Consider the following 20,119-nt stretch of genomic DNA (forward strand, 5'->3'; position numbering starts at 1 on the left):
GAAAAGCGGCTGTGGCGTTGACTCCCGTCCTGTCGCCGCTTATACGCCCGCCTCTCTCGCGGCTGACGCTTGTGTCTGTCGCCAACCCCAGTAACCCGGAGCCGACCGTGAAGCGGACCTATCAGCCGTCGCGACTCGTGCGCAAGCGCCGTCACGGCTTCCGTTCGCGGATGGCCACCGCGAACGGCCAAAAGATTGTCGCGCGTCGCCGCGCCAAGGGCCGCAAGCGCCTGACGGCCTGACGTCACGCGCCCATTTCCCTTCAGGGCGGGGCGCATGACCGATCTGATGAAAATCGATCGCCTGTTGAGGCGGCCCCAGTTTCTGGCGGCCGCCAAAGGCGTTTCCCAGGCCCGCGGCGCCGTGGTGGTCCAGCAGCTGGACCGCGCCGACGGGGACCCTTCGGTGCGCCTTGGATTCACCGCCACCCGCAAGATCGGCGGCGCCGTCGTGCGCAACCGCGCCAAGCGCCGTCTGCGCGAGGCCGCGCGCCTGCTGACGCCGCTGCACGGGCGAGCGGGATGCGACTATGTGTTCATCGCCCGCATGGGGACGGCGGACCGCGACTGGGACCGCTTGCTTGACGATGTGAAATCGGCCCTTACAAGGCTCGCAACCCCGCGCGCGGCTTCCGATATGGGAGACCGGGCCGTTTCGACCGCCTCGACACCGACCCGCGCCGCCACCAGCCCGCGCCCCGCCGACCAGGACCGCTGATTTCGATGCAGACCCAGAATTCGCGCAACACCATCATCTTCTTCGTGTGCGCGGCCCTGATCATGGGCGTCTACTACTTCATGGTGATGCGCCCGCAGGCCGAGAGCCGCCGTCAGGCGCAGATCGTCGCCGCCGAGCAGCAGAAGGCGCGCGAGGCTTCGGCCGACGCCGGCCTGACGCCGACGGGCCCCGCGCCGGGCGTCTTCATCAAGGACCGGGGCCAGGCCCTGGGCGCCGTCGCCCGCGTGCCGATCCAGACGCCGAAGCTGAAGGGCTCGCTGTCGCTGCAGGGCGCGCGCATCGACGACCTCTATCTGACCGACTACCGCGAGACGCTGGACAAGAGTTCGCCGCCGGTCGAGCTGTTCCGCCCGCAGGGCATGGAGCACGCCTATTTCGCCCAGTTCGGCTGGAGCGGCCCGAACGTCGCCGGCGGCGTGCCCGGCCCCAACACCGTCTGGCGCCTGACCAAGGGCGAGACCCTGACGCCGACCACCCCGGTCGAACTGACCTGGGACAATGGTTCGGGCCTGCGCTTCACCCGCCTCGTCTCGATCGACGAGCAGTATATGTTCACGGTCAAGGACACGGTGGCCAACCTGGGAACCCAGGCCATCGCCATCGCCCCCTACGGCCGCGTCGAGCGCCAGGGCGTCCCGGTCGACCTCGGCAAGCAGATGATCCTGCACGAGGGGGCCATCGGCGCCTTCGGTTCGGACGGCAAATTCACCACCGAACAGGTCAAGTACAAGGACTGGGCCAAGAAGCCGCGCATCCAGAAGGATTCGGTCGGCGGCTGGATGGGCATCACCGACAAATACTGGCTGGCGGCCCTCATCCCGACCCAGGACGAAGCCATCGAAGGCCGCTTCTCGGTGCGCGACGCCGACGGCATGAACGTCCACGAAGCCGCCATGCTGGGCGCCACCCGCACGATCCAGCCGGGCCGCCAGATCGAAGAGACCCAGCGCCTGTTCGCCGGCGCCAAGCGCGCCGAGGTGCTGAAGGGCTATGAGGAATCGCTGGGCCTGCCGCGTTTCGTCTACGCCATCGACTGGGGCATGTTCTGGTTCCTGACGCGCCCGATCTTCACCGTGGTGGAGTTCTTCTACGGCGTGCTGGGCAACTTCGGCCTGGCCATCCTGGCCCTGACGGTCGTGGTCAAGCTGGTCCTCTTCCCGCTGGCCAACAAGTCCTACGAGAGCCTGTCCAAGATGCGGACCCTCCAGCCCAAGATGGAGGAGATCAAGAAGAAGCACGGTTCCGACCCGCAGAAGCAGCAGCAGGAGATGATGGCCCTTTATCAGCGGGAGAAGATCAATCCGCTGGCGGGCTGTCTGCCGATGGTGGTGCAGATCCCGGTCTTCTACGCCCTGTACAAGGTGCTGTTCGTGACCATCGAAATGCGTCACGCCCCCTTCTTCGGCTGGATCCGCGACCTGTCCGCGCGCGACCCCTCGACCGTGTGGAACCTGTTCGGCGCCGTGCCGTGGGACCCGGCCACCCTGCCGGTGCTGGGCGGCATCCTGAACGGCCCGCTGCACCTGGGCGTCCTGCCGCTGGTCTATGGCTTCACCATGTGGCTGCAGATGGCGATGAACCCGCCGGCGCAGGACCCGATGCAGCGTCAGATCTTCGCCCTGATGCCGATCGTCTTCACCTTCATCATGGCCCCGTTCGCGGCCGGCCTGCTGATCTACTGGGCCTGGAACAACGTCCTGTCGATCATCCAGCAATATGTGATCATGCATCGCTTCGGGGCCGAGAACCCGATCGACAGCTTCATCGCCCGTTTCAAGAAGGCCTGATCGTTTGGACGCTTCTGACGAGCCCAAGGTCGGCGAATACGCCGACGCCGAGATCGAGGCGGCGCGCATCCTGTTCGCGCGCCCCGCGACCTTCATCATGGGCTGCGCCAAGATCGAGCAGTTGCCGACGCCGGACCTGCCCGAGATCGCCTTCGCCGGCCGCTCGAACGTCGGCAAGTCCAGCCTGATCAACGGCCTGGTCGGCATGCACAAGCTGGCGCGCGCCTCGAACGAGCCGGGCCGCACGCGCGAGGTCAACTTCTTCGATCTGGACGGTCGGATGCGTCTGGTCGACCTGCCCGGCTACGGCTGGGCCAAGGCGTCGAAAACGACGGTTAAGAAGTTCCAGGACCTGGGCCGCGACTACCTGCGCGGCCGGGTGACGCTGAAACGCGTCTATCTGCTGATCGACAGCCGTCACGGCCTGAAGAAGGTCGATGACGAGGCGTTGGACGCCCTGGACCTGTCGGCCGTCTCCTATCAGATCGTCCTGACCAAGGCCGACAAGCTGAAGGCGGGCGAAGCCGCGAGGGTCCAGGCCGCGACGCTGAAGGCCATCGCCAAACGCCCGGCCGCCTATCCGCACGTGGCTGTCACGTCGTCGGAAAAGGGCTTCGGTCTGCCCGAACTGCGCGCCGAGATCATGCGCACCACGGGCGTCACCCTGGACTGAACCGCTCGCGGCGGTATGAACCGTTAAGCTAGACCCGCGTTATCCGCTCGGTTCTTAACGAGAGGGGAGCGCGCCATGCGTTCAGCGATCATCGGCGGCGTCGCCGTCGCCTGCCTAATGGGTCTGTCGGCCTGCGGAAACAACAACAAGGCCGAAGCTCCGGCTGCTGATGGAGCTGAGACCGCCTCGACCGCCGCCGCGCCTGCGACGCTCGACGCGCCCAAGCCCGGCCTGTGGCGCGTGTCCACGGCGATGGAAGGCATGCCCGGCGGCGCGGCCATGGCGCCGCAGGATGTCTGCATCAAGGAAGCCAAGTTGGAGGCTCCCGCCAATGCCCAGCAGCCGGGCGCCGACTGCACGACCCAGCCCTTCGCGCGCCAGGGCGACGCTATGGTCGCCACGTCGACCTGCGCCCTGCCGGGCAATATGAAGGCTGACTCCACCATCCGCGTCACCGGCGACTTCAACAGCCGCTACGTGACCGAAGTGACGACCAGGATGAACCCGGCGCCGACGCCCCAGATGGCCCAGACCAAGGTCACCATGACGGCCGAGCGCATCGGCGACTGCCCCGCCGGTCAGTAATCGCTCGCGGGCCGGCGCCTGGCAAAAGAGGCCGATTGTCCGGGCGGACATGGCGCCGCTGCGAAGCGGCCCCATATCGGTCGGATGATCCCTTTGTCCGTTCTCGACCTCGCCCCCGTCCCCGAAGGCTCCGACGTGGGCCAGGCGCTCGCCAACACCATCGATCTGGCCCGCCACGCCGAACGGCTGGGCTACAATCGCTACTGGCTGGCCGAGCATCACAACATGCCGGGCATCGCCAGCGCGGCGACCTCGGTGGTGATCGGCGCAGTGGCGGCGGCGACCAAGACCATCCGCGTCGGGGCCGGGGGCGTCATGCTGCCCAACCACGCCCCGCTGGTCATCGCCGAGCAGTTCGGCACCTTGAACGCGCTATATCCCGGCCGCATCGACCTGGGACTGGGGCGCGCGCCGGGCTCGGATCAGGCGACAGCGCGGGCCCTGCGCCGGACGCTTCAGGGCGACCACGACGCCTTCCCGCAGGATGTGATGGAGCTGATGCAGTGGTTCGCGCCCGCCACGGCCGATCAGCGCATCATCGCCAATCCGGGCGAGGGGCAGGACGTGCCGATCTGGATTCTGGGCTCCTCGACCTATGGCGCCCAACTGGCGGCGCATCTGGGCCTGCCCTACGCCTTCGCCAGTCATTTCGCGCCCGGCGAGATGATGCGGGCCATCGACATCTATCGGCAAACCTTCCGTCCATCGCCGCATCTGGACAAGCCCTACGTCATGCTGGGCTATAACGCCTTCGTGGCCGAGACGGACGAGGCGGCGCGCCTGTTGTTCACCTCGGTCCAGCAGGCTTTCGTCAACCTGAGAACCGGCCGCCCCGGCAAGTTGCCGCCCCCGGTCGAGGGCTATTACGAGCGTCTGGACGGGGCCGCGCGCGGCATGATCGACGCGGCTCTGGCCTGTTCGGCCGTCGGCGCTCCGGCGACGGCCCGGGCCGCCCTTGACGTCTTCATCGCCCAAACCGGGGCCGACGAACTGATGCTCACCAGCCAGATTTGGGACCCGGCCGCGCGGATACGATCGCTGGAGCTTCTGGCCGAGGCGGCAGGGCGAACCGGGCGATTGCCCTAGATAGCGGAGTAGGGCGCCTGGAAATGCGCGATGAGCCTGGCTTCATCTGCGAAATAAGGGTTCGACAGGTGCACGGGCGCTGGAACTTCGGCCTGCCCTGCCGGCCTGCGGAACATGGTCAGACAATCCAGAAGCGCCGCGTCGATCCAGGTGACCACTTCCTGCACCACCATCTGACCGCCATGGACGGAAACGAGGTCCGCGACCGCTGAGGCGGAGACGGAATGCGCCCGACTATGGTCGTTCTGGCCCTCGACGAGTTGAGACTGGGCATAGTTGGAATGATGAATGAAGGCCGTGCCGCCGGGCTTCAGTTTACGGAGGATCTCGGCGACATAGGCTTGCAGGACGTCTATTTCTGCGTGGACCAGCGAGTCGAACGAGAAGACGACATCGAACGATGCGTCTGGGGCGGCGGCGAGCGACAGGCCGTCGTTGCTCTCAAAGCGGGCGTGTGAAGCATTGGAAAATCTGTTGCGACAGGCTTCGACGCAGGACGCGTTCAGATCGATGCCGAGGTAGCGTTCGCAGTTGGGGAGCAGGAAACGCGTCCAGCGACCGTAACCCGGCGCGATCTCTAGGATGCTGGAAGCAGGAAGCAGCCGGTGGAGCCGGGGGAATAGCGAGCCATACCATTGGGCTTCGCTGCCTCCCCAAGGAACGCTCCATTCTTCACCCGCCTCCTCCCAGCCGTAGTTGTCGCCCCAAAGCGAAGTATTCCAGCTGAGATCAGGCATCTTAGGCTCGCTTCCTAGTGTTGAAAAAGAGGTCGTCCAGTCGCGGTTATCCTTAGTCAGAGTGCAAGTAACGCGAGCCTCGCCAAGGCTGTCAATGTCCGTCTGTACGCGCGCTCTAGATGTCCGACGGAGGCAGGAAGCATAGGGGCGTGGGGCCCTTGATCGAGGCGTCGCCGGAGGCTGTCGTGCGGCCGCAGGCGGCGCCGAGGCGCATGGCGTCGGCCAAGTCCTGGGCCGATATCGGCGCGCGCTCGTTCAGGCGCGCGCGCAGGCCCTGGCATGCCGCGAGGATAGCGGCGGCGCGGCGCACCTCGGCGTTGTCGGACCGTGCGCCAAGCCCTGCCAGGGTGGCGAAGCGCCATTCGCCTTCGTCGGAGGGACCGCTGATCATGTCCCATTTTTCCGTCGGCGTCAGATGTTCGCCGATCAGCGCCCAATCGTCCTCGCCTCGGCGTCGCCGATAGTGGCCCAATCGATCCGGCAGGCCGTGGCGCGCATAGATGGCGACGGCGATCGCTTCTACTTCGGCGATCTGCTCCAGGATGGCGCGCAGACCGTCGTCGGCTTCGTCTTCACCCGCACCGGTTGGATGCGCGACCGCGGGGGCCGCCTCTTGACGACGCCGAGGACGGCCGAACATCGCGCCTTAGTCGAGGTTCAGCGTGCTGGTCACCGAGACGTCGTAGACGACGCGTGTGATGCTCTGCACGAACTCGAAGAATTTGCGCATCTCTGCGGCTCCGGCGCGCGGGGCGTAGATGACGTCGTCTGGCTGCATCTGGAAGTTGCTGGCGATGAAGAAGCCCTCGCCCTCGTTGAGGTTCAGACGGTAGACCACCGGCACCCCGCGCGAGGTGGGGGCCTGCTGAATGCCCAGGGCCTGGGCGACCTCCGGCCGCTCGAAGCGGAAGACCAGCACCGACCGGGCGTTGGCCAGGTTGGAGTCCAGCCCGCCGACGCCGCTGAGCGCTTCAGCCAGGGTTAGGGGCCCGGACGGCAGCTCGCTGCGCGCCACGGCGTTGAAGGCGCCGAAGGAGCTGAAGCGACGGGGCTTGTAGACCAGATTAACTTGATCGCCGCGCTGTAGGCGCACGTTTTCATTGAACTCGGTCGTCACGACGGACATCGGCGCGGCGTAGGTCTTGCCGTCGCGCTGAATCCGAACGTCGATGTCATACAGCGACCGCGACGGGCCGCCCGCAGCGGCGATCACGTCCAGAATGCGGTTGTGGTTGCTCGTCAGCGGTTGGCGGCCCGGATTGCGGACCTCGCCCAACACGGTGACGGCGTTGGACGTATTGCCGGCGATGGTGACGATCACCTGCGGATTGGCCACCTTGCCGATCAGGGCGCGGCGCACGGCGGCCGAGGCTTGCGTCGGCGTCAGCCCCTGAACATTGACCTCGCCCGCGAAGGGGATCGGCACGGCGCCGTTGCGGTTGACGACCAGCGGCGGCAGGGTCTGGTTGCCGCTGGATCCCGCGTTGTTGGAGCCGCCCCCGAACAGGGCGCCGCCGGGCTCGAAGATGCTCACGGCCAGGGTGTCGCCGACGCCGATCACGTCGGTCGGGGCGTCCGACGACGCCAGGGCCAGGGTCGAGAAGGACGGCGGCGGCGCGGCCTTGAGACGTTCGCTCAGGGCGAAATCCAGATCGATCAGGGCGTAGTCGCCGGCGCGTTCGGGCGACGAGGCGCCCTGAACGACATTGCGCCCGGACGGCCCGTCGCGCGGCAGGGTGGAGCACCCGGCCAGAAGGGCGACGATGAGCAGGCTGGCGGCGGTTCTGGTCATGGGGCCTCTGTTCAATTTCATCAGATGCTTACCCTTCAGGCGGTCGCGCCGCCAGAGGAAGACAGCACCCGTTCCTGAACGACATTGAAATGGCGCGCCCAGTCCGGGGCGCAATAGGGCGGGGCGACGGGCGGGTTGCGGGTCCAGTCCTCCAGCGCGCTGAGCCAGCCCAGCCCGTCCAGCGGGTCGATCAGGCGGGCGTGGGGCACCAGTTCGCGGTGGGCGGCGATGTCGGAGGCGATCAGGGGCACGCCCATGGCGCTGGCCTCGACGGCGGGCAGGTCGAACCCTTCGACCGACGACGGCGCCACCATGGCCCGGGCGCCGCGCATCAGCGCAGACAGGGCGCAGTCGGGCAGGTTTTCGGCCTGATGCACCAGGCCCCGCAGATTGGGCGAGCGCTGCAGATGGTCCAGCACCGCCTCATTCTCCCAGCCGTAACGCCCGACCAGGACCAGACGCGGCGTCTCGTCGCCCATCGTCTCCTGAAGGCGCCGCCAGACCGTCAGCAGGAAGGCCAGGTTCTTGCGGGCCTCGATCGTGCCGACGTGCAGGAAGTAGGGGCGGGCGGCCGTGATGGCGGTGCGGCTGTCGAAGGTGCGCTCCAGCCCCAGGTGGGCGACCTCGATCGGCGGGGCGGCCAGGTTGGATCGGGCGGCGAACCGTTTCAGTTCGTCCGCCGTGTAGTGGGAGTTGACGAGGATGCGCGAGGCGTGGCGCAGGACATTCTGCATGCGCCGCTCATGCTTGGCCCCGTCGCCGGGGCGGCAGAACTCGGGGTGGGTCACCGGGATCAGGTCGTGGACCATGATGATCCGTTCGATGCCGCCGTCCGCCAGCGACGTCAGGATGTCCGGCGTGTTCAGACTGGTGTGGCCGACGTTGATATAGGCGCGGGCCGAGGGCGGGGCGGCGATGCGGCGCGACCGGAAATACTGTTTCCACACCCGCTTCGGCTTCTTGCGAAGTTGCGGGTTCTCCTCAGGAACGTGGCCGATCACCGAGGCGCCGTTGTCGGGCGAGTTCAGGGCGTCGAACAGCCTGCGGGCCTCGCCGTTCAGTTCGGACACCGCGCCGGGGCCGGTCCAGCGCGTCCGCAGCTCGGTCAGGCGCTGACGGAACCAGTCGTTGTCGACGCGCGCCAGCTGGTCCTTGCGCGCCCGCACCGGCGTCATCCGATAGACGGGATGCTCGATCAGCCATTCGGCATAGGCCAGACAGACCCGGTCCACGCCGGTCGGCGCGCTGCGTTCGGTCCGGCTGAGCAATCGACTGGCGTCGAAGAGCACGTCCTGCACCATCAGGAGACGTATCCCGCCTGCATCAGCTCGGCGATGTGGATGATGGCGACGGGGCGCCGCTCATCGATGACGAACAGATTGCTGATCTTGTTGGCGCTCAACAGATCGACCACGTCGCTCATCCGGGCCTGAGGATCGACCGTGATCGGGCTGCGGCTCATGATGTCTTCAGCGTGCAGGGCCGTGATGTCGTTGGTGAAAGCGCGGCGCACGTCGCCGTCGGTGATCATCCCGGCCAAAGAGCCGTCCGGCGCCAGCACGGCGACCGCGCCCTTGCGCCCCTCGGTGATGGCCGAGACGACGGTTCTGAAATCAGCGTCCAGCGGCACGCTGGCGGGGGCGGCGGCGTTGTCGCCCATCCATTCGCGCACGGTCTGCAGGCTCATGCCCAGCGAGCCGCCCGGATGGTGCAGGCCGAAATCCTCCCGCGTGAAGCCGCGCCGGTCCATCAGCACCATCGCCAGGGCGTCGCCCATCGCCAGCGACATCAGAGTCGAAGTCGTCGGCGCCAGGCCGTTGGGGCAGGCCTCGGCCACCTTGGGCATGGTCAGGCAGACGTCGGAGTGGCGGCCCAGGAAGCTCTGCGGCCTCTGGGTGAGGCCGATCACCGGAATGTCGTTGCGCGCGCAGAAGATCAGCGGATCGCGCAGTTCGCGGCTCTCGCCCGAGTTGGACAGGGCCAGAAGCGTGGTGTCCGGGCGCAGCATCCCCAGGTCGCCGTGGCTCATCTCGGCCGGATGGACGAAGAACGAGTTGGTGCCGGTCGAGGCCAGGGTGGCGGCGATCTTGCCGCCGATGTGTCCGGACTTACCCATGCCGGTGACCACGACATAGCCCGGCCGCGACAGGATGACGTCGGCCGCCCGCGCGATCGAGGAATCCAGCGACCGCTCCAGCGCCTCCAGCGCCTCTATGTTCAGGCGCACGACCTCGCGGGCGCGGTCTGACATGGCGGCGAGCTGTTCGGGAGTAGAAGGAGCGGAGAGGGCGGTCATCACGGTTCCAGGCGCCGGGGCCGCTTCTGCGGCTCTTCGTACAGCAGCCGGAATTGCCCCAATAAGCTGCTCTACACAATGGCGTGGTCGGAAAAGCACCGGACAAAACGTTTCGATCCAGCCCGTTGAGAATCTTTTACAACCTTTGCGGTGCTCGCGCGTTGTGACGATCTCACTAATGGGAAAGTCGAAACCTCAGCCTGATGTCCGATGCTCAGGGGGCCGCTCCCCCGCGCCTGCCTCACCCGCCCGTCTGCTTGCCCAGCGCAGCCCTGTTTCTCGACCTCGACGGGGTCCTCGCCCCCCTTGCGCCGACGCCCGACGCCGTCGGGCCGGACGCGCGCCGCACGGCGGTGTTGACCCGGCTGACGCAGGCCCTGCAGGGACGCGCGGCCGTCGTTAGCGGCCGCACGCTTGCGGAGATCGACCGGATCAGCGACGGCGCCGCGCGCGCCGCTTCGGGCGTGCATGGCCTGGAACGCCGACGCGACGACGGCGCCCTGTTGCGCGCGGATCCGTCCCCGGCGATCAAGCAGGCGCTGCAGGCCTTCCACGCCTTCGCCGCCGCCCGTCCCGGCGTCCTGGTCGAGGATAAAAGCCTGTCGGCGGGTTTGCACTTCCGCCAGGCTCCGGAGGAGGGCGACGCGGCGACGCGGCTGGCGACCGATCTTGCGGCGTCAACGGGCCTGACCCTGCAGCCGGGCTCCATGGTGCTGGAGCTGAAGACCCCCGGGGCGGACAAGGGCACGGCGGTTCGCGCCTTCATGCAGGAACCGCCCTTCCTCGGCGCGACGCCCGTCATGGTCGGCGACGATCTGACCGACGAGGCCGGGTTCGAGGCGGCGCAGGACCTGGGCGGGTTCGGCGTGCTGGTCGGGCCGTCGCGGCCAACCGCCGCCCGCTATCAACTGGCCGATGTCGCCGACGTTCTCGACTGGTTGGAAGCCGTCGCCGCAGACGCTCACAAGGAGGCTCGCCATGAAGCCTGACCTCGACCTCGCCCCCATCGGCAACTGCTCCGTCAGCGCCCTGGTCGAGCGGCGCGGCCGCTTTGTCTGGGCCTGCGCGCCGCGGATCGACGACGACCCGGTCTTTTCCGCCCTGATGGACGGCGAGGCGCCAGAGCACGGCTTCTGGGCCATCGAGCTGGAGGGCCTGGCCTCGGTCGAACAGGCCTATGTTCGCAACACAGCCGTTCTGCGCACGGTCATGACGGCCGCGGACGGCGCCGCCGTCGAGATCATCGACTTCTGCCCCCGCCATCTGAAGCACTCGCGCATCTATCGGCCGACCGCCTTTGCGCGGGTGGTGCGGCCCCTGTCGGGCTCGCCGCGCATCACCGTGCGGCTGCGCCCCTCGGCGGACTGGGGCGCGCGCGCGGCTGAGCGGACTTCCGGCTCCAATCACATCCGCTATCTGTGCAGCGACGTGACCCTGCGCCTGACCACCAACTGTCCCGTCAGCCATGTTCTGAACGAGCGCACCTTCCGCCTGGAAGAAGAGATGGCCTTTTTCCTCGGCCCGGACGAAGGCTACGATCAGGCGGTGCTGGCGGGCGTCAATGCGGCGCTGGACCTGACCATCGCCCACTGGAAGCACTGGACCCGCACCCTCTATCTGCCGCTGGACTGGCAGGAGGCGGTGATCCGCGCCGCCATCACCCTGAAGCTGTGCGTCTATGAAGAGACCGGCGCCATCGTCGCCGCCATGACCACCTCGGTGCCCGAGTTCCCCGAGAGCGGGCGCAACTGGGACTATCGCTACTGCTGGATCCGCGACGCCTATTACACGGTGCGGGCGCTGAACCGGCTGGGCGCGGTGGACATCTTGGAGAACTACCTCGGCTATCTGCGCAATCTGGTCGACGCCTCGGCGGGCGGCCATGTACAGCCGGTCTATGGCGTGGGGCTGGAGCCCGCCATCGTCGAACGCATCGTCGACAGCGTGGAAGGCTATCGCGGCATGAAGCCGGTGCGCGTCGGCAATCAGGCGCATGAGCATCTTCAGCATGACGTCTATGGCCAGATCGTCCTGCCCCTGGTCCAGGCCTTCTTCGATCAGCGCCTGCTGCGTCCCGGCACGGTCGAGGATTTCCGCGCTTTGGAAAAGGTCGGCGACCGCGCCTTCGCCATGCACGATCAGGTCGACGCCGGCCTGTGGGAGTTCCGCACCATCGCCCGCGTGCACACCTATTCCTCGGTCATGTGCTGGGCGGCCTGCGACCGCCTGGCCCGCGCGGCGCATCACCTGGGCCTGAACGACCGCTGGGAGGTGTGGCGCGAGCGGGCGCGCGTCATCCGCGAGCGCATCGAGGCCGAGGCCTATCTGCCCGACGAGGGTCGCTTCGCCGCCAGCTTCGGCGGGACGGAACTGGACGCCGCCCTGCTGCAGATGACCGACCTGGGCTTCCTCGACGCCCGCGATCCGCGCCAGGTGAAGACCTTCGAGGCGATCGAGCGCGACCTGAAGCGCGGTCCCTATCTGTTCCGCTACATCCACCCGGACGACTTTGGCGAGCCGGAGACCGCCTTCAACTTCTGCACCTTCTGGTACATCGAGGCGCTGGCGCTGAACGGCCGGGTCGAGGAGGCGCGCGTCATCTTCGAGGAGATGCTCAGCCGCCGCACCCATGCGGGCCTGCTCAGCGAGGACATTTCGATCCAGGACGGCGAGCTGTGGGGCAACTACCCTCAGACCTATTCCCTGGTCGGGATCATCAACTGCGCGGTCCTGCTCAGTCGTTCGTGGCAGGACGCCCGATGAGCCGCCTGATCGTCGTCTCCAATCGCGTCTCCGCGCCGAAAGACCCGGCGGCGGGCTCTGCGGGCGGGCTGGCCATGGCCCTATCGGCGGCGCTGCGGAAATATGAGGGGCTGTGGTTCGGCTGGTCGGGCGAGACCGTGGAGCGGTTCACCGGCGAGCTCAACATCGAAGACCGCGCCGGCGTCACGGTGGCCACCGTCGATCTGGAGCCGCAGGATGTCGATGAATATTACAACGGCTACGCCAACAAGACCCTGTGGCCGCTGTTCCACCACCGCGTCGACCTGACCGCCTATGAGCGGTCCTATGGCGAGGGTTATGAGCGCACCAACCGCCGTTTCGCCGAGGTGCTGCAGCCCCTGCTCCAGCCCGACGACGTGATCTGGATTCACGACTACCACATGATTCCGATGGCGCGGGACCTGCGCCGGCTGGGCGTGAAGAACCGCATCGGCTTCTTCCTGCATACGCCCTGGCCTGCGCGGCAACTGCTCGTCACCCTGCCGCATCACCGCCGGCTGGTGAAATCCATGTTCCATTTCGACCTGCTGGGCTTCCAGACCCGCGAGTGGATGGAGCTGTTCCAGCGCTACGTCGAGGTCGAGGCCAAGGGCGTGGTCGGACCCGGCGGCCGGGTCGAAGCCTTCGACCGCAGCGTCCAACTCGGCGTCTTTCCGATCGGCATCGACGTGGACGGTTTCTTGGCGGCGCGCGATTCCCTGCTGGGCCAGAAGACCTATGACCGGATCGCGGCCAGCGCCGCCTTCCGCTCCATGATCGTGGGGGTGGACCGGCTTGACTATTCAAAGGGGCTGGAACAGCGCCTGCTTGGCTATGAGCAATTCCTGGAAGACAATCCGTCGATGCGCGGCGATGTCTTCCTGCTGCAGGTGACGCCGATCTCGCGCGACGACGTGGATACCTACCAGGACATCCGGGCGCGGCTGGACGCCCTGGCCGGACGCATCAACGGCGCCTACGCCGACATGGACTGGCAGCCGATCCGCTATCTGAACCGGACCTTCCGACGCGACCAGCTGGCGGGCATCTATCGCGCCGCCCGGGTCGGGCTGGTGACTCCGCTGCGGGACGGCATGAACCTGGTGGCCAAGGAATACGTCGCGGCCCAAAACCCCGACGATCCCGGGGTGCTAATCCTGTCCCGCTTCGCCGGCGCCGCTGAACAGATGGGCGAGGCCCTGCTGGTCAACCCCTTCAGCCGTGAAGAACTGTCCGACGCCATCCACAAGGCCCTGACCATGCCCCGGGAAGAGCGCATTCGAAAGTGGAAGGCGCTGATGCAGGTTGTCCGCGACACCGACGTCGCCCACTGGCGCGATCAGTTCGTGCGCGCTCTGCTGGCAGAGAGCTAGGCGTGCAGCGCAACGCCTCATTTGCGCGGTGCGGCGGGGCGGCAATGCGGCGAACTCCTCTGGCTATGACCCTTTAAGCGGCGGATGCAGAGGGCAGGTCGTGGCGATTGAGCGTCCTGAACGTCTGGCCTTGAACGATCTGTGGCGGGATGCTGTGGAATTCATCGCCGACGCCGGTTATGACCCCGCAGATAATCTGTCCGAGCGTCGGCAGGTTCATCGCTCGTTCAGCTTGGTCCAGACAGTGAAGCTCTGTTGTCTAACCCCGGGGCGGGAATGGCTTTTTGTGTTGAAACGGCGCCACAGTCGCCACAATCAGCGCTAGAAGAGGGAACTGCCGCACTGCAACGTCGTTCGGGTTTGGAGCGCCTTCGCGGGATACGTGTCGGCTATCGGATTAACTAAGGAGTGTGAGGACACCATGAAGCTGAAACTTCTGGCCAGTGTCGCTGCGGCCGGGCTGTTCGCAGCCGGCGCTGCATCGGCTGAGCCCGATGGCTGGTACGGCGCGATCGACGCCGGCTACCACATCATCGACGACATCAATACGGAAGCCTCGGCGACCGGCCACAACTGGAACTGGGAAGTCAACGACGGCTGGGCGGCTTTTGCTCGCCTGGGCTACCGTTTCAACCCGAACTGGCGCGCTGAACTCGAAGGCGGCTACCGCTCGGGCGACATCGGCACCGTGCGCGCCGTCTCGGGTCCGCAGGGCCTGTGCAACCTGACGCCGGCCACCGGTCCGTGCCACTCGCCGGAAGGCGACATCACGTCGACCACCCTGATGGCCAACGTCATCTATGACTTCGGCACGCCGGACTGGACCCTGCGTCCGTTCGTCGGCCTGGGCGTGGGCGTCAACCGCGTCAACACCGACACCGTCGGCCGCCTGCGTCAGACGCCGGGCGTGACCTTCGGCGCTGACGACAGCTCGACCAAGTTCGCCGCCCAGGCGATCGCCGGTCTGGCCTGGGCCGTCTCGGACCGCGCCAACGTCGACCTGACGTACCGTTACCTGACGGGCGACATGGAGTTCGACACCCGCACCTCGGGCACGGGAGCCATTCCGTTCGGCACCCTGGCGGGCGACTATGACCAGTCGCACACCGTGACGCTGGGCCTGCGCTATGCGTTCGGCGCCGAGCCGGTCGCCCCGCCGCCGCCGCCCCCGCCGCCGCCGCCCCCGCCGCCTCCCCCGCCCCCGCCCCCGCCGCCGCCTCCGCCGCCTCCGGCCAAGCCGGCTGCCCGTCAGTTCGTGGTCTACTTCGACTTCGACCGTTCGGACCTGACGGCGGAAGCCCGCTCGGTGGTGACGCAAGCCGCCAACTACGCCAAGTCGGGCGCTCCGACGCGCGTGCTGGTGGTCGGCCACACCGACACCTCGGGCAACGCGGCCTACAACATGGGCCTGTCCAACCGCCGTGCGCGCACCGTGGCTGACGCCCTGGTCGCTCAAGGCGTCAACGGCGGCGTGATCTCGCTGGACGGCAAGGGCGAAACCGCCCCGGCCAAGGCCACCGGCGACGGCGTGCGCGAGCCGCTGAACCGCCGCGCCACCGTCGACATCAACTTCTAAGGCTCAAGGGGGCCGGTTCATCCCGGCCCCCGCGACCAAGAAGCGTCGATAAGATCAAGGACGGTCAGCCCGCAGGGGCCGATCGTCCTTTTTCTTTGCGCCAAAGCCGCCCTTGCTGGCGCCTGTCTTCATCGACGGCTATCTGCTGAGGACGACTTCTAGAGGAGTGCTTTGATGCGCGTCGCCATGATCGGAACGGGCTATGTCGGCCTGGTGTCTGGGGCCTGTTTCGCCGATTTCGGCCACACGGTGACCTGCGTCGACAAGGACGCCTCCAAGATCGACCGCCTGCACCAGAACATCATGCCCATCTATGAGCCGGGCCTGGACGATCTGGTGGCGACCAACGTCAAGGACGGGCGCCTGTCCTTCGCCACGGACGGCGCCGAGGCCATCCGCAGGGCCGACGCCGTCTTCATCGCCGTCGGCACCCCCTCGCGGCGCGGCGACGGCCACGCGGACCTGTCCTACGTCTATGCGGCGGCCGAAGAGATCGCCGATCTGATGCAGGGCTTCACGGTAGTGGTGACCAAGTCGACCGTCCCGGTCGGCACCGGCGGCGAGATCGAGCGCATCATCCGCGAACGCCGTCCCGACGCCGACTTCGCCGTCGTCTCCAATCCCGAATTCCTGCGCGAAGGCGCCGCGATCGGCGACTTCAAGCGCCCCGACCGCGTCGTCGTCGGCACGGACAACGAGCGCGCCCGCGCCGTCATGGCCGAACTCTATCGCCCGCTGAACCTGAACGAGACGCCGATCATGTTCACGGGCCGCCGCACGTCCGAGCTGATCAAATACGCGGCCAACGCCTTCCTGGCGATGAAGATCACCTTCATCAATGAAGTCGCCGACCTGTGCGAGGCGGTCGGCGCCGATGTGCAGCAGGTGGCCCGGGGCATCGGTCTGGACAATCGCATCGGCTCGAAATTCCTGCACGCCGGGCCGGGCTATGGCGGGTCGTGCTTTCCCAAGGACACCCTGGCCCTGGTGCGCACGGCGACCGACGCCGGCTCGCCGATTCGCCTCATCGAGGCGACGGTGGCCATCAACGACGCCCGCAAGAAGGCGATGGCCGACCGCGTGGCCGAGGCGCTGGGCGGCGATCTGAAGGGGCGGACGGTCGCCCTGCTGGGCCTGACCTTCAAGCCGAACACCGACGACATGCGCGATGCGCCGTCCCTGGATGTCGCGCCGGCCCTGATCGCGCGCGGGGCGACGGTTCAGGCGTTCGACCCCGAGGGCATGGAGGAGGCCGCCAAGCTTCTGGACGGCGTCGTCTTCAAGAGCGGCCCCTATGACGCGGTCGAGGGCGCCGACGTGGCGGTGATCCTGACCGAATGGAACCAGTTCCGCGCGCTGGATCTGGACCGGGTCAAGCTGCTGTTGAAGCAGCCGGTCATGGTCGATCTGCGCAACGTCTATCGCCCGGACGACATGAAGGCGCGGGGCTTCCGCTATACGTCGATCGGCCGACCCGACCACGCCGCCTGATCAACGGCTTCTAGAAGAACAGGGCCCGTCCCGCCGCGATGACGACGGCGGCGGTGACCACGGCGGCGAACGCCGCTGTGGCGCCAAGCCTCAACGCCCTGCCCAGCGCCCGACCCGCCGCGTCGTCATCCATGTGAAGCTCCCTGACCGCGGACACCAAAGCCGCGCGGACAGGGAACCGCAATAGGCGAACCGGCTTGGGGCAAGGCGGTTCAAAGAAAAAGGGCGGCCCGGTTCAAGGGCCGCCCTGCATCCTCAACCCGGCGTCGGGATCAGCCGGTGAACGGACGGATCAGGATTTCGACCCGGCGGTTCTGCGCCTTGCCCTGGACCGTATCGTTGGAGGCGATCGGATTGCGGGCGCTCATGCCGGCGACGTAGAGGCGCTCGCGCATCACGCCGCGGTCGATCAGATAGGAGGCGACGGACGACGCCCGGCGCTCCGACAGGGGCTGGTTGATCGCATCACCGCCCGAGGAGTCGGTGTGGCCGATGACGTCGACCATCGACCGGTCATACTCGTTCAGCACGCGGGCCACGTCGTCCAGCACCGGCAGGAAGCGGGCGTCCAGCGACGACTGGCTGGACGCGAAGGTCACGTCCGACGGCATGCGCAGGACCAGGTTGTCGCCCTGGCGCGCCACGCCGACGCCGGTGCCCGACAGCTCGGCTTCCAGCGCGCGCTGCTGGCGGTCCATGTATTGGCCCACGCCGGCCCCGGCCAGGGCGCCGACGCCCGCGCCGATCAGCGCGTTCTTGCGGCCCTGTTCGCCGCTGGAGGTGTTGGTCAGATAGCCCAGCAGGGCGCCGCCGACGGCCCCGGCGATGGCGCCCGTGCCGGTGTTGTTGCGACGCGGCGCAGAGCTGTAGGGGTCAGTGGTGGTGCAGGCGGCGGCGCCCAGCAGGGCGGCGATGCTCAGGCCTGTGACGGCAAGCTTGGCGCGCATAGGTGATCCTTTCGATAGTGATCCGGTCGCAGGAACGCCGCCATATGGTGAAGGTTCCAATCTGTACCCGTCATGAACGGAACCGGCGCGGTTTTCACAGCGGTTGCGACTGCGGCGAGCGTTGACCGCGCGGCCCCGGCCCCCCATCTGTAACAGCGGCCAGGCGCTTTGCCGATCGCGGGAGGCGCCGGACGGCCGAGGTCGCTTTCCCATGAGGACCCCATGACCACCCGCGCCTTGCTGTTCGACAGCCCCTTCCTGCTGGGCTTCGACCAAACCCGAGCCCTGATCGACCGCGCCGCCAAGGCGGCAGGCGAGAGCTATCCGCCCTATAACGTCGAACAGATCGGCGAGGCGGCCGTCCGCATCACGCTGGCGGTGGCCGGTTTCACGCCCGACGATCTGTCCGTCACCGTCGAGGGGCGCCAGCTGACCATCACCGGCAAGCGCGAGGATGCAGGCCGCGACCCTCAGGCCTTCCTGCATCGCGGGATCGCCGCGCGCGGCTTCGTGCGCAGCTTCGTCCTGGCCGACGGGCTGGAGATTTCCGGCGCGCAGCTGGAGCACGGCCTGTTGCACGTCGACCTGATCCGCCCGGAACAGGAAAAGCTGGTGCGGCGCATCCCCATCACCACGACGGGCTGAAAAAGCCGTCGAACCGCTCGGCTTTCCGGGCGTTCAGTCAAGCGTAAGGAGGCGGTCTTATGACGCCCATCATGACCAAGAAGGACTTCGCCGGTTTCGGCGCCCCCGATCTCGTCTACGTCCGCGCCATCCGCGCCTCGGACGTGATGGCCGACGCCCACGTCGAGCCGGCGGCGGACATCGAGATCGACCCGGACCAGATCCTGTACGCGGTGCACGGCGCCGACGGGGAGCGTCTGGCCGTCATGCTGGATCGCGAAACCGCCTTCGCCGCCGCCGTCGCGCACGAACTGGAGCCGGTCTCGGTCCATTGATTTTGCTGGAAGAATAAAGGCGCGGGCCGCCGGGCGCCGCGCCTTTTGGCCGGTCAGGCGGCCGTCTTGGACACGTCCTTGACGAACAGGGCGCGAATGGCGTCCACGGTGCGCGCTTGGCGCAGTTGCTCGCGCAGCTCCGGCGAGCGCAGGGCGCGCGACACCGCCGCCAGGGCGCGCAGGTGCTCGGCCCCGGCATCCGTCGGCGCAAACAGGGCGAACAGCAGATCGACCGGACGATCGTCCAGCGATTCATAGGCGACCGGCGTATCCAGACGGACGAAGACGGCGCACACCTGCTCCAGCCCCTTGATGCGGGCGTGCGGCACGGCGACGCCGGATCCCAGGCCGGTCGAGCCGAGGGCTTCGCGTTCCAGCAGGGCCTCGAAGGCGCGCTCGGCGTCCATTCCCGTCGCGCTGGCGAAGGCCTCGGCGACGGCGTGCAGCGCCTGACGTTTGGATGAGGCGCCGCCTCGCAGGACGATCCCGTCCGGCGACAGCAAATCAGCAATGTCCATGACTACCCCGAAAACGGTACCCGACATGTGCGGAAGGGCGAGGGCCTAATAGCGCCTTCGCCCTTCCATAGGAAGTGTTTCAGCCGACCCGTTTGACCGCGCCGTTCACCGTACGCTCCGGGTCGATCCAGCCCACATTGCCGTCAGGGCGGCGATAGACCACGGCCAAGCCGCCGTGGGCGGCGTTGCGGAACATCACCAGGGGATAGCCGGTCATGTCCAGTTCGGCCACGGCGCGTCCCACGGTCAGGGTGCGAATCTCGGACTGGGTCTCGGCGATCACCATGCCCACCGGAGGCGGCTCGTCCGGGCGGCCCGCGTCGCCGAACTCTTCATCCTCGACCGAATCGGGATCGCGGAAGATGGTCAGGGCGGCGACTTCGCGCGCCGCGTCCTCGGTCTTTTCGGGCGACAGGCCCTTGGGACCGATATGGTGATCCTTCAGGCGGCGCTTATAGCGGCGGACCCGTTTCTCCAGCTTGTCCAGACTGTCGGAGAAAGCGGCCTGGGCGTCGCCGCCGAAACCGGTCGTCACCAGCGATTGGCCCGAAGCCAGACGCACCCAGCAGTCTACGCGGAAACCATGGCGGTCTTTGGAGACCACGACCTCGGCGTCCTGGGCGCCGCGGGCGAAATATTTGCCGATGCCCTCTTCGAGTTCCTGGGAGATGCGCGAGCCTAGCGCTTCGCCGACATCCACTTGTTTGCCGCTGACTTGTATCTGCATAGCCCTACAACGCGACGGACCGCGTTTGGTGTCAACGTCGATCACCGATTTGTGGTGAAGCTTGGCGGGGG

Annotated in this window: 23 protein-coding genes; 13 read left to right on the top strand and 10 right to left on the bottom strand. The window is 67.4% G+C overall.

The genetic code is table 11. The features are described from left to right. The first annotated feature begins 107 nt into the window (after positions 1-107). From rpmH to ACLBV5_RS09345, 6 genes are all read left to right on the top strand, one after another. On the top strand, positions 108-242 hold the full coding sequence (rpmH, locus tag ACLBV5_RS09320) for a 50S ribosomal protein L34 (RefSeq protein ID WP_024354913.1): 135 nt from the start codon (positions 108-110) through the stop codon (positions 240-242). Between the two features lie 34 nt (positions 243-276). After that, entirely contained in the window at positions 277-717 is a 441-nt protein-coding gene (rnpA, locus tag ACLBV5_RS09325; protein ID WP_025976620.1) for a ribonuclease P protein component, read from the top strand. Positions 718-722: 5 nt separating this feature from the next. Continuing rightward, entirely contained in the window at positions 723-2,525 is a 1,803-nt protein-coding gene (gene yidC, locus ACLBV5_RS09330; RefSeq protein WP_447605490.1) for a membrane protein insertase YidC, read from the top strand. A gap of 4 nt (positions 2,526-2,529) precedes the next feature. Beyond that, on the top strand, positions 2,530-3,198 hold the full coding sequence (gene yihA / locus ACLBV5_RS09335) for a ribosome biogenesis GTP-binding protein YihA/YsxC (protein ID WP_447605491.1): 669 nt from the start codon (positions 2,530-2,532) through the stop codon (positions 3,196-3,198). Positions 3,199-3,273: 75 nt separating this feature from the next. Beyond that, entirely contained in the window at positions 3,274-3,783 is a 510-nt protein-coding gene (locus ACLBV5_RS09340) for a DUF3617 domain-containing protein (protein WP_392354451.1), read from the top strand. Positions 3,784-3,867: 84 nt separating this feature from the next. Further along, on the top strand, positions 3,868-4,869 hold the full coding sequence (locus tag ACLBV5_RS09345; RefSeq protein WP_447605492.1) for an LLM class flavin-dependent oxidoreductase: 1,002 nt from the start codon (positions 3,868-3,870) through the stop codon (positions 4,867-4,869). Here the strand turns inward: ACLBV5_RS09345 and ACLBV5_RS09350 are convergent. The 5 genes from ACLBV5_RS09350 to ACLBV5_RS09370 all read right to left on the bottom strand — a co-directional run bounded on the left by ACLBV5_RS09350 (position 4,866) and on the right by ACLBV5_RS09370 (position 9,694). Continuing rightward, on the bottom strand, positions 4,866-5,606 hold the full coding sequence (locus tag ACLBV5_RS09350; RefSeq protein WP_025976615.1) for a class I SAM-dependent methyltransferase: 741 nt from the start codon (positions 5,604-5,606) through the stop codon (positions 4,866-4,868). The two genes, ACLBV5_RS09345 and ACLBV5_RS09350, sit on opposite strands and share 4 nt — an antisense overlap. 115 nt (positions 5,607-5,721) lie before the next feature. Next, entirely contained in the window at positions 5,722-6,246 is a 525-nt protein-coding gene (locus tag ACLBV5_RS09355; protein ID WP_312444689.1) for a hypothetical protein, read from the bottom strand. A gap of 6 nt (positions 6,247-6,252) precedes the next feature. Continuing rightward, on the bottom strand, positions 6,253-7,398 hold the full coding sequence (locus ACLBV5_RS09360; RefSeq protein ID WP_312444692.1) for a polysaccharide biosynthesis/export family protein: 1,146 nt from the start codon (positions 7,396-7,398) through the stop codon (positions 6,253-6,255). Between the two features lie 35 nt (positions 7,399-7,433). Then, a complete protein-coding gene (locus tag ACLBV5_RS09365) occupies positions 7,434-8,699 on the bottom strand; it encodes a glycosyltransferase family 4 protein (RefSeq protein ID WP_025976612.1) in 1,266 nt (421 codons plus the stop codon). After that, positions 8,699-9,694, bottom strand: coding sequence for a KpsF/GutQ family sugar-phosphate isomerase (locus ACLBV5_RS09370; protein ID WP_025976611.1), 996 nt, complete (start codon positions 9,692-9,694; stop codon positions 8,699-8,701). Before ACLBV5_RS09370 ends, ACLBV5_RS09365 begins: the two co-directional genes overlap by 1 nt. Positions 9,695-9,897: 203 nt before the next feature. Between ACLBV5_RS09370 and otsB the strand changes: the two genes are divergently transcribed. From otsB to ACLBV5_RS09385, 3 genes are read left to right on the top strand one after another with little or no spacing between them, the layout of a single operon-like run. After that, positions 9,898-10,683, top strand: coding sequence for a trehalose-phosphatase (gene otsB / locus ACLBV5_RS09375; RefSeq protein WP_253121839.1), 786 nt, complete (start codon positions 9,898-9,900; stop codon positions 10,681-10,683). Then, complete coding sequence (locus ACLBV5_RS09380) at positions 10,673-12,457, top strand: glycoside hydrolase family 15 protein (protein WP_447605493.1); 1,785 nt, start codon at positions 10,673-10,675, stop codon at positions 12,455-12,457. Before otsB ends, ACLBV5_RS09380 begins: the two co-directional genes overlap by 11 nt. Further along, a complete protein-coding gene (locus tag ACLBV5_RS09385; RefSeq protein ID WP_253121829.1) occupies positions 12,454-13,830 on the top strand; it encodes an alpha,alpha-trehalose-phosphate synthase (UDP-forming) in 1,377 nt (458 codons plus the stop codon). The genes ACLBV5_RS09380 and ACLBV5_RS09385 overlap by 4 nt, the downstream gene beginning before the upstream one ends. A 73-nt stretch (positions 13,831-13,903) precedes the next feature. Here ACLBV5_RS09385 and ACLBV5_RS09390 read toward each other — a convergent pair whose 3' ends face one another. Continuing rightward, a complete protein-coding gene (locus ACLBV5_RS09390; protein ID WP_447605494.1) occupies positions 13,904-14,050 on the bottom strand; it encodes a hypothetical protein in 147 nt (48 codons plus the stop codon). A 201-nt stretch (positions 14,051-14,251) separates the two neighbouring features. Between ACLBV5_RS09390 and ACLBV5_RS09395 the strand changes: the two genes are divergently transcribed. Next, complete coding sequence (locus ACLBV5_RS09395; protein WP_064108297.1) at positions 14,252-15,406, top strand: OmpA family protein; 1,155 nt, start codon at positions 14,252-14,254, stop codon at positions 15,404-15,406. 174 nt (positions 15,407-15,580) lie between these two features. Then, positions 15,581-16,897: a UDP-glucose dehydrogenase family protein gene (locus ACLBV5_RS09400; RefSeq protein WP_447605495.1), complete on the top strand. Its 1,317-nt coding sequence runs from the start codon at positions 15,581-15,583 to the stop codon at positions 16,895-16,897. A 10-nt stretch (positions 16,898-16,907) separates the two neighbouring features. Here ACLBV5_RS09400 and ACLBV5_RS09405 read toward each other — a convergent pair whose 3' ends face one another. Both ACLBV5_RS09405 and ACLBV5_RS09410 read right to left on the bottom strand, forming a co-directional pair. Next, complete coding sequence (locus tag ACLBV5_RS09405; RefSeq protein WP_268750894.1) at positions 16,908-17,030, bottom strand: hypothetical protein; 123 nt, start codon at positions 17,028-17,030, stop codon at positions 16,908-16,910. 139 nt (positions 17,031-17,169) lie between these two features. Beyond that, on the bottom strand, positions 17,170-17,844 hold the full coding sequence (locus ACLBV5_RS09410) for an OmpA family protein (RefSeq protein ID WP_025977766.1): 675 nt from the start codon (positions 17,842-17,844) through the stop codon (positions 17,170-17,172). A 222-nt stretch (positions 17,845-18,066) separates the two neighbouring features. On the opposite strand from ACLBV5_RS09410, the gene ACLBV5_RS09415 reads away from it, so the two are divergent. Then, a complete protein-coding gene (locus ACLBV5_RS09415; protein WP_025977765.1) occupies positions 18,067-18,489 on the top strand; it encodes an Hsp20 family protein in 423 nt (140 codons plus the stop codon). Positions 18,490-18,548: 59 nt separating this feature from the next. After that, positions 18,549-18,803 (top strand): DUF1150 family protein, encoded by a 255-nt coding sequence (locus tag ACLBV5_RS09420; RefSeq protein ID WP_003169641.1) that lies wholly within the window; start codon positions 18,549-18,551, stop codon positions 18,801-18,803. A gap of 53 nt (positions 18,804-18,856) precedes the next feature. On the opposite strand, the gene ptsN is transcribed toward ACLBV5_RS09420, so the two are convergent. After that, on the bottom strand, positions 18,857-19,321 hold the full coding sequence (gene ptsN / locus ACLBV5_RS09425) for a PTS IIA-like nitrogen regulatory protein PtsN (RefSeq protein WP_025977764.1): 465 nt from the start codon (positions 19,319-19,321) through the stop codon (positions 18,857-18,859). A gap of 79 nt (positions 19,322-19,400) precedes the next feature. After that, positions 19,401-20,048, bottom strand: coding sequence for a ribosome hibernation-promoting factor, HPF/YfiA family (gene hpf / locus ACLBV5_RS09430; protein WP_025977763.1), 648 nt, complete (start codon positions 20,046-20,048; stop codon positions 19,401-19,403). Between the last annotated feature and the right edge of the window lie 71 nt (positions 20,049-20,119).

This window comes from Brevundimonas sp. M1A4_2e, from assembly GCF_053345555.1.